The sequence below is a fragment of the Marinoscillum sp. 108 genome, from assembly GCF_902506655.1.
In the GTDB taxonomy this organism is placed as follows: Bacteria; Bacteroidota; Bacteroidia; order Cytophagales; family Cyclobacteriaceae; genus Marinoscillum; species Marinoscillum luteum.
In genome coordinates, this window is record NZ_LR734808.1 from 1,563,309 (window position 1) to 1,576,393 (window position 13,085).

Below are 13,085 nucleotides of genomic sequence, written 5' to 3' on the forward strand. Positions count from 1 at the left end.
CAGTGCGCACTTGATACTTTGAATGCACCGGCAGATAAGCTACTTTTATCATAATTAAAAAAGCTCGGAGGCCACAGCGCCATATCTGAGCGTTACCACCAATAGGACTGCATGATAGCATTATACATTTTTATAGCCCTAATAGTTGGATGGTTAATTTACCGAACTATTTATCTCAAGCGGAAACAACGGCAATACCAAGGTGCTTTTGTTGAGACATTTAAGAACTCTGAAACCAACCTACCAACCTTGAAAACTGGATACTCATATGGTTTTCCAAGCTTTGTAGTAATGTTCAAGAACGAAGAACTTTTACAGCAAGCAGAGAGTAACGGCCTAACAAATTTGTTTATTAATCGAATTAAGCAGATTCATTCTGAATTCAAGGAATTTGAGGCAGAACGAGCAATTTTTTTCACTTGGGAAGGAAGAACTTTTAATGTCTACTCACCTGAACAATAAGCTCAACTTATGAAGAAATATTTCACCGTTAAGAACATTCTTTTAGTTATTTCGATACTTCTGAACATCGTCTTGACCGGAATCCTTGGGATTCGTGCCATGAACGAACCAACACACAAACGAGGAATTCTAACCGAAAACATAAAGGTCGGACTTTTCTCTAACCCGAACGTCTTGTTTGAACTTCCAAAAGGGCTAACTGTTGAAGATGCTTCTCCTCGTGGAATTGCTGCAATTGACATGTTTGAACTCGAACGTTTTTCTATCGTGATAACTTCAGATCTGGGGAACTTGGTGAACTATGACGCAGATCCTTCCGAACTACAACCATTTGGGAACCATTATTCGGCTGACTATCCAACAATGGAGAAACGTAAATAACTGGTGGTAACAAGCGCTAGCACGAATGCGCCTCCCGATGGCTATCGGGAGCCACTTTACAGACTTTAGTGCGAACATTGCCATGAATCAGCCGCTGAAGAAACTGCTCTATTTTCTACCCAGCTCAACTCGCAGGATTTATTCACTTTCTGGACGCAGTGCCATTCTGATACTTTGAATGCACCCCTTGGTCAGGCACGACAGATAAGCTACTTTTATCATTATTAATTAAGCTTGGAGGCCACAGCGCCATATCTGAGCGCTACCAATCACCTCAACTTGAAAATCCTCATTTCCATATCGTTTTTATCCCTCTTAGCCTTTAACTCCATTAGCCAACCTAATACGGAATTTCTGAATAAAGCAGTTGATGCTATGAAGGTGGATATTTCCAACGATAGATTTGATGAACTGGCCATCAGAGGATTGGGGAAAGTACTGGATAACTTTGATGAACAGGATTTCTTTGGACTAACCTCTACGGACTCTACTTTTATCAGATTGATCTGGGAAAGAAGTTGGGAAAAAGACGTTTTGATTAACATCTACGGATCTGAGAACAATTTTGAACTGGTTGTTAAAACGGAAGGAAATAACACCCGAAGAATTGAACACTTCAATATTACCGAACTGACGAACAAAGAAATTCGGCTTCTTAAAAAGCATTTGGCATACGGTGACTTCAACCCTGAGATTGAGGCAATAATCTCTCAATCAATCATCGCAGATTCCGTCAAATATCGATACAGCAGTACCACAGCACAGCTATCTGAGTATACAGCGGCAGAACTCATAGAACAGCTAAACAAGTCCAATTTTTATGGACATGATCAAATCGATTTTAACCATGTTGTAGCTGATGGCTGGAGCTGGTCTTTGGAGGTACTGCAACCCGGTAAGGGGTTCTACATTGTTATGTCTGACAGCTATTCTGATCACCCGAACGATAACGATTTCTCTAAAGTATGTTTGAGAATGCTCAACCTGGCAACTGAACTCAACCTAATCGAAAAACCAGACTGATAACCGGCTATAGCAAATGGCCTTACTTAGCCATCTGCTAAGTGCCCGCAAAATATCCGCTTGATCTGCCGCCAAGAATCTGTTGTGCATTCTACTAAGTGCTGCTCGTGGGTGTTTTTTGATCTGTATAACGCAGTGTCCGTTTGATACTTTGAATGCACCCCTTGGTCAGGCACGACAGATAAGCTACTTTTATCGTAATTAATTAAGCTCGGAGGCCACAGCGCCATACACGGGCATTACCAGCAATTCTCCCTCGATCTTAATAACTCATGAACAAGCCAAAAACACCAATCGAAAATTACCTGTCTCATTTGGATAGCATTTTCCAAACCGAGCCTGAATTCTTTGGAGGTGAGAAGAGAGACGGACTGGCAGGTGTAACTAGTATTGTTTACTCTGAACTACCTGAATCCGGCATGGTAACTGGCATAACTTATGGACTATCCCTAGTTGAACATCCTGACTGGAAACTGGGACGACCTGAACTTCTTATTTCGGTTGAATCAACTGACAAGTCATGGGCACAGGCTGCAGGGTTTATTGCTGAACAACTCCGTGGAAATTGCCCATTTTCTTACAGCAATACGATCAACTTTGGCGAGCCTGTTTCCGATGAATCAGAGATGGATGCTTTTCTAATATTTGCACCGTCTATCCTCGACAAAAAGTTTTACTTAAATATTGACATTGGATTGGATTACAAGATCAACATTGCAGGTCTTTATCCAATCTATTCGAGTGAGATGAAACTGGTGAACGAGTGGGGACTTGATAAATTCTGGCATCACCCAGATTTTAACAACTATAACGTCAACAGAAAACGAATAACTGGATAAGAAAGCTGATAACAATCACTAACACGAATGCGCCTCCCGATGGCTATCGGGAGTCTCTTTGCAGACTTTAGTGCGAACATTGCCATGAATCAGCCGCTGAAGAAACTGCTCTATTTTCTACCGAGCTCAACTCGCAGGATTTTTAGACTTCCGAAACGCCGTGCCATTTGGAACCGTTGTGAGCTCCCCCTTTGCCGAGCACGGCAGATTTCACTAGTTTAGCGCTTCCATAATGTGAGCGCATATGTCTCACACATGGCGTTAAGTGCAAATAGACCCAACAACAGGAAATCTAGTGAAGAAAATAATTCTCAAAATACTTAAATACGGACTTATAGTAATTGGCTTGATTCTAAGTATTATTCTATTACTGTATGTATATCCTATTGCAGACCCATTAAGTCAAAAAACAGATACTAACGACTATATTATATCAAACATCAACATTATAGATGTAGCAAACGATTCAATCATAACAAACCAATCTGTTTATATTAAAAATGACAGGATAGTAAAAGTCACTTCAAAAGATTCTCTTTTAAAAAACGACCACATTAAGATCATTGATGGTAAAGGAAAGTATGCTTTGGCTGGTTTATGGGACATGCATTCACACTTAGCATTCCAGATTGCACCACAAGTGATTATGCCCCTGCATATTGCAAATGGAGTTACATATATCAGGGACATGCAAGGCATTGTCAACATTAACAAAGAGAGGATCCAATGGAGAAAGGAAATAGACTCAGAAGAACTATTAGGACCAAGATTAATTGGTTTTGCTGATGAAATAGTTGGTGCGAATTATGATGAGCAAAATGTTTTTGAACTAGTAAATAGAACAGCAAAAGATAGCCAGACTTTTATTAAGATTTATTCTGGGATATTACCTGATAGATATTTTCCCTTAGCAGAAGAGGCCAAAAAGCAGGGCGTTGTTTTTGCTGGACATTATCCGAATGCAATTAATCCTATAGATGCCTCAAATGCCGGGCAACGGAGCTTTGAACATGCTCATTTATTTTTAAAACATGCCAACCCACTAGCTAAAAAAAATCGTCAATATTATCAGGCTTTGTATTCAGATGAAGAGGTTGACGAAGATGATAGGCCTTCATCAATCGACATGTTGGCCAGTTTTGATTACCAAAAATTCTCTGAACTGGTAGATACCATGGTAAAAAACAACACCTACTTCTGCCCAACTCATATTACCCGAAAATATGAAGCCTTTGCGAACGATAAAGTATTTTTAGATGATGCAAACCTGAAGTATATACCTCATTTAGTATCATTAATATGGAAAGATGATATTTCACAAATGAAGGAGTATGTAGAGGTGGAAGGCAATCAACAGTATCTTGAAGACTTTTATCTAAAAGGATTAGAGTTAACTGGTTTGGCACATGAAAAGGGAGTGAACATATTAGCAGGAACTGATTCATACGACCCGTATTCATTTCCCGGAATCAGCTTACATAGTGAGCTTGAAGAACTGGTAAAAGCAGGGCTATCTCCAGCAGAAGCACTAAAAAGTGCGACTATAATCCCTGCTGAATATTTTAATGTTTCAGAGATGTACGGAACTATAGCAGAAAATAAAATAGCCGATTTACTTATTTTGGATAAAAATCCTCTGGAGGATATAAAGAATACCACTTCTATAGAAAGCCTTTTTTTTAATGGTAACCTATATGAAAAAGAAGATATTGATAACATGAAATTATATGTTGAAAACAATGCTTCTGGCCTAAATGGATTATCTATTTCTGTAAAAATGTTTTTTAGGCTCATGAAAGACAATAGACATTAAAAAAGCACATAACAAGCGTAGCTGTTGCACAACCCCTCCGCAATCTATATAGGATCGGGAGACCCCGTATACCGTAACCACACCCAGCCATCGATCCACCATTATTGCGGTTTTCAATTCACCATTCAATAATTTTCCCTTATTTTGACATTGGATGAAAAAACAGGCCGTCATTTACTTTTTCCTTTTCCTTCTGGGGTCATTCGTCATGGCTCAGGACTTCCTCTCATGGCAGATGAACGACCGCTACTTTACCGCTCAGGCAGGCTTTGGCTTTGCCTCCTATCGGGGTGAGCTCAAACACAATGGCAGCATCCAAAACGAAATCTCCAACATCAGCCTGGGTGTGGAGGCTCGCCTTCTCCCCAAGGTGGGAGCTAGGATAGAAATAGGCCGTTACAGCATCAGAGGTCATGACAGGCATGCCCCTGACAGCTCCTATGCGCAGCAGCGAAACCTCTCATTCAGCTCCACCAATTATGAAATCAGCGTGCAGGGCATTTTCTATATGAAAAAGTATGCGGGAGCTTATTACAAAAGACACAAAGTAGACCCCTACCTCCTGGCGGGTGTGGGCGCCACCTTTATCAGCCCCACGGCTGAGCTGGCCGGGCAGCAGTATAATCTCTACGACCTCCAAACAGAAGACACTGAGTACAGCAGGTTTACGATGATCTTTCCGGTGGGAGCCGGCCTCAAATGGAAAATCAACCCATTCCTCAACTTCACTACAGAAATTACCTATCGCTTTACCCTTTCTGATTACCTGGATGATGTCTCAGGGAACTATCCTCAAAACCCGGGACAGGGTGCTGACCTGCTCTCCAACCGCAAGGACGAAGTGGGTGTGATCAACCAGGAAGCGTACGATCAACTGGTTGCTGGTGCGCCCAGGGGAGATCAGCAGGACAAAGATGCCTACCTGTTTTTAAACCTGAAATTTGAATTTTTTCTTCCGCCAGGGCTTTTCAAAGGAAAATAAAGCCTAAACCTTTCCAACACCTCTACTACTCTCTCCATCTCCTCCGAAGTGAGCCCAGCACCACTTGGCAGGCATATTCCCTTTCTGAATAAGTCCTCGGCCACCGAACCGCCCACATACCCGGCATCCGAAAACAGGGGCTGTAAATGCAACGGCCGCCAAAACCGCCTGGCCTCAATATTGGCCTCTTCGAATCGCCGGATTAACTCATCCACTCCTATTTCATGATCCATCACACAGGGGTACACCCAGCAGTTAGCTCCCTGAACCACCTTTGGAGTCAGCCAATTCAGGCTTTCGAGCGCCTGGTGGTAGTCATCGAAAACCGCTTTCTTCCGTTCCATAATCGCATCAAACCGGGAAAGCTGAGCCAGGCCGAGCCCCGCCAGCACGTTACTCAGGCGGTAATTATACCCTACTTCCTCATGCAGGTAATGATTGGCCGGCACCTTAGCCTGTGAGGCCAGATGCTTCGCATGCTCATGGTCTTCCGCATGTTTGCAAATCAGTGCTCCCCCACCGCCGGTGGTGATAATCTTATTGCCATTGAATGAGAGTACTCCAAAATCGCCCTCCCCTCCAACAAACTGCCCGGTGATGCTGGTCGCGCCCAGGGCTTCGGCCGCATCCTCTATCAGTTTCACCCCGTACTCCGCACAGATGTCGGCGATCTCCTTGATTTTGGCGGGCTGGCCAAAAATGTGCGTTACGATTACTGCTTTGGGGAATGTCGGCTTGCCCGCCTGCTCAGATAAATGGCTTTTCAAAAGGCGGGGATCCAGGTTCCAGGTATCTGGCTCGCTGTCCATAAATACCGGTACTCCCTGCTCATATCGGACAGCATTGGCGGCTGCCACAAAGGTAAATGACCCCACGATCACCCGATCGCCTGCCCGCACTCCCGCAAGCCGCACGGCCAGATGCAATGCTGCAGTACCGGAGTTGAGGGCCAGCACATGAGGAAAATGAAACTTTTGAGCAAGCGACTGCTCCAGCAAATCCAGCTGCGGGCCCACCGGGGCAATCCACCCTTGCCTCAAAGTCTCAGTCACTGCAGCGATCTCAGTCTCTGATATATAAGGTGGCGAGAAATAAATGCGATCCGGACTCAATGCGATTCGGAGGTTTTGACTTGCACGGCGTGATAATCAGATTCCCACCATTTGATCAACTGGACAAAGGTTTTTAAAAATATCCTCAGGTCCAGCCACAGGGAGCAATGCGCAACGTAGTACAAATCCAATTTCATTTTCTCTTTGAAATCCAGGGCATTGCGACCATTCACCTGCGCCCAGCCCGTAATGCCCGGCTTCACCTCATGCCTGCGGTGTTCTTTCGGTGTATATTTCTGCAGGTACGCCACCAACAGTGGCCTGGGGCCAATGAAGCTCATCTCCCCTTTCAGAATATTGAACAGCTGTGGTAATTCATCCAATGAGGTCTTTCTCAAAAATTTACCCATGGGGAAGATGGGGTCTCCCGGGACGTTGGTCATTGTGGTAAATTTCAGCATCTTAAATAACCGCCCTCCCAGACCGGGCCGCTCCTGCACAAAGAAAACCGGCTGACCTGACAGCAAAAGCCATAAAGCAATGGCGCACATCAGGGGCAAAAGCACAATACACAGCCAACCGGCCATCAAAAAATCAAATGACGGTTTTATATATCTAAAGTATTTTGAGTGCCTGGACATACTGATGGCTTCAAATGTATGCAATCTCCTCTTTTCTTAATATTTTTCCGATCTGAAATAAAGGCGACATTCGGTTATGCCGGAATACTCCGCCTTCACACATATTCATTAAAGAGCTGAGAAGAGCCCCGCCGCACTGAAATATCCTCTTCCGCAGGTTTTGATGAATCAAATGATCCAAACACGATGAAGACATTTCGTTTTATTTTTTTTCTCACCATTACCATTGCCTTAGGGGTTTCGCTGAACACGCGAATAGCCGGAGTACCTCCTTTGGGTAAATTTCTCAGCCCGTTCCATGGTTTCTGGCAAAATGCTGAAGAAGCAGGAATCAACTACGAAGAAACACTGGACATGGAAGGACTGACCGCTCCGGTGACGGTCTACTACGACGAGATGCGCATTCCACATATCTATGCGGAAAACGAAACAGACCTTCATAGGGTGCAGGGCTATCTCACAGCCAGAGACAGGCTTTGGCAAATGGACTTCTTTTCGAGGCTCGTTTTCGGAAGACTTTCAGAAGTATTGGGAGAACGCACGCTTAACTTCGATCGGTTCAACAGAAGAATTGGTTTGAAGAAAATGACCGAAGACCTGCTGGAGACCATACAGTCCGATCCTGATCTGCTGCCAGTACTCAATGCCTACAGCGATGGCGTGAATGCTTATATAGACCAACTCACCTACGCCCAGTATCCGCTGGAATTCAAGTTGCTCAATTATGAGCCCGAGGCATGGTCCCCATTGAAGTCATGCCTGGCCTATGCCATGCTGAGCAACACCCTTTCGCGAGGTGAATCCGATTTGGAAAACACCAATGCCCTTGCCCTGTTTGGTAAGGACATGTTCAATTTGCTGTATCCAGACCAACTGGGTAATCTGGACCCGGTAATTCCCAAAGAGAAAAAGTGGAGTTTTGATCCGCTCAAAGTCATCAAACCAAACATTCCATACCCGCTCACTACCACTAAAAAAACGATAGAGAAGCCTCATCCGCTCAATGGCAGCAACAACTTTGCGGTATCAGGGAGCAAATCAAAAAGTGGCCATGTCATGCTGGCCAACGAGCCCGACCTGGAACTGACCCTGCCTTCTATATGGTATGCGTATCATCTTCACACCGATGATAAGAATGTAATGGGTGTGACGGTACCTGGCACTCCGGTCATACTCATTGGCTTCAATGACAGCATCTCCTGGGGAGTGACCAATTCGCCCCGGGATCAGGTAGATTGGTATTCGATCCAATTCAGGGATGAAAATCGCAGTGAGTACCTCTACAACAATCAGTGGTTCAAAGCAGAAAAGCAGATCGAGGTATTCAAGATTGCAGGAGGTGCTACCTATACGGATACCATCATCTATGTGCACCATGGTCCGGTGGTCTATGACCGCAATTTCTTTCCTGAAAATGGCAAGACCAACTATGCCATGAAATGGATCGCTCACTTCCCGAGCACCACCATCAATGCCATGTACGAAATCAATAAGGCCAAAAATTATGAAGACTTCACCAAAGCCATGGTGAAATTTCAGGGGCCCCCTCAGAACTTCATGTTTGGCTCTACCAAAGGAGACATTGCAGTGTGGTTGCCCGGGAAATTTCCTGTAAAGTGGCGCGAACAAGGAAAATACCTCATGGATGGATCGAATCCTTCGTATGAATGGAAGGCATATATTCCATTTGAGCACAGTCTCTTCGCCAAAAATCCCGAGCGGGGATTTCTGAGCTCAGCCAATCAGCACCCTGTGGATACGCTCTACCCTTATTATACCTACGATCACAATTATGAATACTATCGTGGGCGCCGGATCAATGATCGATTGAGAATTCTCAAAGACATGATCCCTAAAGACATGATGAAGCTTCAAAACGACAACTTTAATTACATGGCTTCTGAGAGTCTGCCTATGATGCTGAACTATCTGGATACCGGGAGCTTCGATACCCAGGCCTGGAACTACCACAAAACACTTAGCGAATGGGACTATTTCAATGAACCTTCTTTGAAGGCACCTTCGGTATACCAGCTTTGGTGGGATATCCTTTACCAGCAAATTTGGGATGAAATAGATACCGTTTCCATAGCGATAGACCGACCCAACAAATACGTGACCATAGACCTGTTGAAACGGGATTCATCATTGGTGTTTGCTGACATTCTGGCCACCAACGCCAGAGAAACCACCCGGGACCTCATCAACCTGACCTACCAGAAAGCCATTGACTCACTGGATGTACGCATGTCTCAGAATAATGAAGACTTGAGCTGGTTCACTTTCAAAAACACCACCGTTCGCCACCTGCTCAGACTGGATCCATTCTCAGTGGATCAGGTGCGTGTAGGCGGATATGCCAGCATCGTCAATGCTGCCAGCAAGGGTCACGGCCCGTCCTGGCGCATGGTGGTAGAGATGGATCCGGCGGGTACTAAAGCGTGGGGAGTGTATCCGGGTAGCCAAACAGGCAATCCGGGCAGTCCACTGTACGGTCATATGATTTCCCGATGGGCCTCAGGGGAATATTATCCACTACTCTTTGGTCCGGAGATTAAAAATTCCGATCAGGTGATTTTCACTCAAACCATCCAACCTCAATAAGATGAAGTTAATAGCAAGAATTATTCTGATAATCCTTTTCACCTATTTGTTGTCATTTGTCCTACAGTGGTGGATCATCATTGCCATCTCCTTTCTGGTGGGCTTTGCACTATATGGCAATGGGTTCAACGTATTTATCTCCGGTTTTTTGGGTGGAGGTCTGCTTTGGCTGAGCTACGCCTGGTATCTCGACATTAAGACCAGCGCTATTCTTTCTGAGAAAATCGTAGAACTCTTCCCTTTCAACGACAATATATTCCTCATCATTGGTGCAGGAGTGGTGGGTGGCCTATGCGCCGGATTGGGAGCACTAACCGGAAATAGCTTCCGACTAATGTTTGTGAAGCGAAAAACAAAAAGCTTTTACAGCTGATCCTCTTTCGCTATCAGCACACCACTGGCAATTACTGATACTTGCCGTAAATCGGCGTTTTCATCAAATGGTTTGCCCGAGTCTTCGGCATAGTGTCTGGCTGTGGCCTCATCCAGCACTTCTGATAATGCTACACCTTCTATGATGACCTTTTTCCCGGCAGCATCCTTCGGTACGAAAAAGCCATAATCTTTAAACGTAACCCGTACAGGGCTCCCATCGGCAGATTTCAAGGTCATCCAACAGCCCTTCATCTGGCATACCTCTGTGATCTCAGCTTCAAATTTGACAGCCAGGCTATCTGCGGAGGCAACCCCCGTCAACATGGCATCGGTAGTGATGGCAGCCTCAGGAGCTATTGGATCTCCAAAAGAATCCCAACTCGCCTTCTTGTTTTCACAAGAAGAGCCACCTACAACTAAAAATGTCCCTGAAATGATCAATACCACCCAATTCGTGGATAAGAGTCTTGATATGTCCTTTTTAATGTTCACAAGCAACTGATTTTAAGCGATTTAGCTGTGGATCGATTGTTCAATACTCGAACCGTTAAGCAAATTATAAATGAGTAAATTTATACTTTATTAACCAAAAAAAACCAAGTTATGAACAATTCAAGAAACTTTCTCGCATTAGTATTATTAGCAATGGGTATGACCTTTGGCGCTTGCTCACAAGACGATACCATGGACGAACTGATTGACAACACAGAAATCAATAGTCCTTCTCCTACAGGAAATGAAACAGATGGTGAAGAAGAACCTCCAACAACAGGCGGTTGATTACTTTAACCGAGAAATAAACCAAATTCATCTAAAAGTCGTGACAAGTTTCGCGACTTTTTTTTTACCTTTAATTCCGTTATTAACCAAAGTAATAACTTTTGAGGGTAACCATCATTCTATTGTTTGTTTTCAGCGCGTTTACAGCGTTTTCGGAAGGCCTATCTGAGGCTTATGAAAACGTTATGAGTGTGTACAGTCAAGGTGATCATTCCGTTACAAAGGAAATTGCCGTTGATTTCCTAAGTATCGCCAAGGAGCAGAATGATACTTACTACATGACAAAAACGTACTATCTCTTAGGTTATCTATGCACTCATACCGATGATTTCGGTAATGCCATCATCTATTACCTCGAAGGTGCCAGACATGCCGAAATCAGTGAAAGGGATGATCTCAAGCCTAGTCTAATAGCTATATATAAGAACCTTGCATTAATATTAGGGGACTACGGCCATTATTCGTTATCTCATAAATTTATTAACGAGGGCCTCCGAGTCGCTTCGGAATTGAAGGATGAACAACAAATCATCATTTTGCTGAACAATAGGATTCATGAACTTTTATCTGAAAAACGATTAAATGAAGGCTTAAAGCAAATTGACTCTTTACTAGCCAATTTTCATGTCTCCGAAAAAAGATTTCTTGTAATGAAAAATAAGCTCGGGGCTGCGTATGGAGAATTGGGAAATCACAAGGCTGCGTTGGAAAATTATAAATACGTAATAGATAGAGGCCCAGAAGTATCACCCGAGACTTATGCTCTGTGTATGGAAAACACCGGCGGAATATACCTTGAACAAAAAGAGTACTCCAAAGCACTTGAGTATTTGTTGGCGACTTACGATTTTGATTCTGATAAACAATACAATCAAAAAGCACTGCGAACGCTAGGAAAAATAGGTCAAACCTATTTTGAGCTGAGTGATTACGGTCAAGCCCTGAACTATTATCAAAAAGCAATCGAGCTCATAGAACAAGGTAATCAAACCCCTACCTCCTATGAGATCTTCAGAGAGGTTAGTAAAGTGTACAGCATCCTGGGTGAGTACGAAACTGCTTTGGAGTATGGTCGACAATACAGTGAACATTTGGAACAATTCATCGCTCAGCAAAAGGAAATTGAGGAACTGGACAAAAAGTATAACATACAACTCCTCACCGACAGATACTTTGATTTACTGGCCGCAAACACAGAGAAAAGGGAAACCGAACGGATGGCCAAATTCGGCATAGCAGGCAGCAGTGTTTTCTTCCTGGGACTATTGCTCATCGTACTGTACCGCAACCACAGAGTAAAGAGGGAAATTGAAAATCAACTCAAATCAATTGAGTTGTTATCAGAAGTCTAAATTCAGCTTGTTTCTCAACACTTCCAGAATCTTGTCCTGCTTCACATACAGTGCCGCAATCTTTTCTTTCTGCTTCATGTTTTCAGTCAATAAGGTGCCGATCAACTCCGACAATTCCTCAAGGGATGGACTTAGACCGATCTCTTCTCTCAGTGCACTCACCAGAGACACAATGCGGTCTTCAATGCTGGCATATCCAGTATCAAGGGCAAAGTTATTCTCCTTTTCCTTCCAGATTTCTCCTTCACCTTTCAGCAACCAATTGGCATTGATTGCTTCATATGCCATTAAAATTTTCTGTAGTACGTCGAAACTGGGTTTGCTTCTTCTTCCTTTGATGATGTTGTAGATCACAGGGCTCTTCACACCGATATTGTCCGCAAAAGAATTGGGATTCGTATGCAGCTCTCCAATTAAATCTGATATGCGATCATTAATTGCCATATGATACACCAAAAATAAAGAAGTTCTTTTGAAAAAAAGAAGGGTTACTTTTCGTAACCCTCCCTCATTAAGAACCAGCTATGGAAAATAGATACTCACTATCTATGATGCTAATTTACTATCATTTGATAGTACTCCAAAAGAAAATCGATCTTTTTTTATCGAAATTTATATCAATTGATAAAAAAAGGCCACACATGACGTGCAGCCTTATTTTCCACCGCTGATTCCTTAATGAGAATCGAATTCAAAGTAACGGATTTTCGCAAATTTTCAAAGACCCCAACGTTAATTATTATTTTGAAACTGAGCTCCCAGGTGAAACAAATGATACTTT

Annotated in this window: 14 protein-coding genes; 10 read left to right on the forward strand and 4 right to left on the reverse strand. The window is 43.5% G+C overall.

All coding sequences use genetic code 11. The features are described from left to right. Window positions 1–111 precede the first annotated feature (111 nt). The 6 genes from GV030_RS06500 to GV030_RS06525 all read left to right on the forward strand — a co-directional run bounded on the left by GV030_RS06500 (window position 112) and on the right by GV030_RS06525 (window position 5,500). The gene (locus tag GV030_RS06500) at window positions 112–462 is read left to right on the forward strand and encodes a hypothetical protein (RefSeq protein ID WP_159580959.1); all 351 of its coding nucleotides are present in this window, start codon (window positions 112–114) and stop codon (window positions 460–462) included. 9 nt (window positions 463–471) lie between these two features. Next, complete coding sequence (locus GV030_RS06505; RefSeq protein WP_159580961.1) at window positions 472–843, forward strand: hypothetical protein; 372 nt, start codon at window positions 472–474, stop codon at window positions 841–843. Window positions 844–1,122: 279 nt separating this feature from the next. Next, a complete protein-coding gene (locus GV030_RS06510; protein ID WP_221413293.1) occupies window positions 1,123–1,866 on the forward strand; it encodes a hypothetical protein in 744 nt (247 codons plus the stop codon). A gap of 272 nt (window positions 1,867–2,138) precedes the next feature. After that, window positions 2,139–2,705 (forward strand): suppressor of fused domain protein, encoded by a 567-nt coding sequence (locus GV030_RS06515; protein ID WP_185155807.1) that lies wholly within the window; start codon window positions 2,139–2,141, stop codon window positions 2,703–2,705. Window positions 2,706–3,000: 295 nt separating this feature from the next. Beyond that, on the forward strand, window positions 3,001–4,518 hold the full coding sequence (locus GV030_RS06520) for an amidohydrolase family protein (RefSeq protein WP_159580965.1): 1,518 nt from the start codon (window positions 3,001–3,003) through the stop codon (window positions 4,516–4,518). Window positions 4,519–4,672: 154 nt separating this feature from the next. After that, window positions 4,673–5,500 (forward strand): outer membrane beta-barrel protein, encoded by an 828-nt coding sequence (locus GV030_RS06525; protein ID WP_159580967.1) that lies wholly within the window; start codon window positions 4,673–4,675, stop codon window positions 5,498–5,500. Here the strand turns inward: GV030_RS06525 and GV030_RS06530 are convergent. Together GV030_RS06530 and GV030_RS06535 are read right to left on the reverse strand one after the other, a co-directional pair. Next, window positions 5,437–6,612, reverse strand: a complete 1,176-nt coding sequence (locus GV030_RS06530) for a DegT/DnrJ/EryC1/StrS aminotransferase family protein (RefSeq protein WP_159580969.1) — start codon at window positions 6,610–6,612, stop codon at window positions 5,437–5,439. The genes GV030_RS06525 and GV030_RS06530 overlap by 64 nt on opposite strands. Beyond that, complete coding sequence (locus GV030_RS06535; RefSeq protein ID WP_159583655.1) at window positions 6,609–7,193, reverse strand: sugar transferase; 585 nt, start codon at window positions 7,191–7,193, stop codon at window positions 6,609–6,611. The genes GV030_RS06530 and GV030_RS06535 overlap by 4 nt, the downstream gene beginning before the upstream one ends. 186 nt (window positions 7,194–7,379) lie before the next feature. On the opposite strand from GV030_RS06535, the gene GV030_RS06540 reads away from it, so the two are divergent. Further along, window positions 7,380–9,797 (forward strand): penicillin acylase family protein, encoded by a 2,418-nt coding sequence (locus tag GV030_RS06540; protein WP_159580971.1) that lies wholly within the window; start codon window positions 7,380–7,382, stop codon window positions 9,795–9,797. 1 nt (window position 9,798) lies between these two features. Further along, a complete protein-coding gene (locus GV030_RS06545) occupies window positions 9,799–10,170 on the forward strand; it encodes a hypothetical protein (protein WP_159580973.1) in 372 nt (123 codons plus the stop codon). On the opposite strand, the gene GV030_RS06550 is transcribed toward GV030_RS06545, so the two are convergent. Beyond that, complete coding sequence (locus tag GV030_RS06550; protein ID WP_255465171.1) at window positions 10,161–10,664, reverse strand: DUF4920 domain-containing protein; 504 nt, start codon at window positions 10,662–10,664, stop codon at window positions 10,161–10,163. The genes GV030_RS06545 and GV030_RS06550 overlap by 10 nt on opposite strands. Window positions 10,665–10,775: 111 nt before the next feature. Here GV030_RS06550 and GV030_RS06555 point away from each other — a divergent pair, with 111 nt between their 5' ends. Together GV030_RS06555 and GV030_RS06560 are read left to right on the forward strand one after the other, a co-directional pair. Further along, window positions 10,776–10,952 carry a hypothetical protein gene (locus tag GV030_RS06555; protein WP_159580975.1) on the forward strand — a complete coding sequence of 59 codons (177 nt, stop codon included), beginning with the start codon at window positions 10,776–10,778 and terminating at the stop codon, window positions 10,950–10,952. 122 nt (window positions 10,953–11,074) lie between these two features. Continuing rightward, window positions 11,075–12,304, forward strand: coding sequence for a tetratricopeptide repeat protein (locus tag GV030_RS06560; protein WP_159580977.1), 1,230 nt, complete (start codon window positions 11,075–11,077; stop codon window positions 12,302–12,304). On the opposite strand, the gene GV030_RS06565 is transcribed toward GV030_RS06560, so the two are convergent. Next, window positions 12,293–12,748: a hypothetical protein gene (locus GV030_RS06565; RefSeq protein ID WP_159580979.1), complete on the reverse strand. Its 456-nt coding sequence runs from the start codon at window positions 12,746–12,748 to the stop codon at window positions 12,293–12,295. The genes GV030_RS06560 and GV030_RS06565 overlap by 12 nt on opposite strands. Window positions 12,749–13,085: the final 337 nt, after the last annotated feature.

Bases quoted from the DNA above. Each gene is read 5' to 3' on its own strand.
- GV030_RS06500 (WP_159580959.1), top strand. From the start codon at position 112: ATGATAGCATTATACATTTTTATAGCCCTAATAGTTGGATGGTTAATT.
- GV030_RS06505 (WP_159580961.1), top strand. From the start codon at position 472: ATGAAGAAATATTTCACCGTTAAGAACATTCTTTTAGTTATTTCGATA.
- GV030_RS06515 (WP_185155807.1), top strand. From the start codon at position 2,139: ATGAACAAGCCAAAAACACCAATCGAAAATTACCTGTCTCATTTGGAT.
- GV030_RS06525 (WP_159580967.1), top strand. From the start codon at position 4,673: ATGAAAAAACAGGCCGTCATTTACTTTTTCCTTTTCCTTCTGGGGTCA.
- GV030_RS06535 (WP_159583655.1), bottom strand. From the start codon at position 7,193: ATGTCCAGGCACTCAAAATACTTTAGATATATAAAACCGTCATTTGAT.
- GV030_RS06540 (WP_159580971.1), top strand. From the start codon at position 7,380: ATGAAGACATTTCGTTTTATTTTTTTTCTCACCATTACCATTGCCTTA.
- GV030_RS06545 (WP_159580973.1), top strand. From the start codon at position 9,799: ATGAAGTTAATAGCAAGAATTATTCTGATAATCCTTTTCACCTATTTG.
- GV030_RS06555 (WP_159580975.1), top strand. From the start codon at position 10,776: ATGAACAATTCAAGAAACTTTCTCGCATTAGTATTATTAGCAATGGGT.
- GV030_RS06565 (WP_159580979.1), bottom strand. From the start codon at position 12,748: ATGGCAATTAATGATCGCATATCAGATTTAATTGGAGAGCTGCATACG.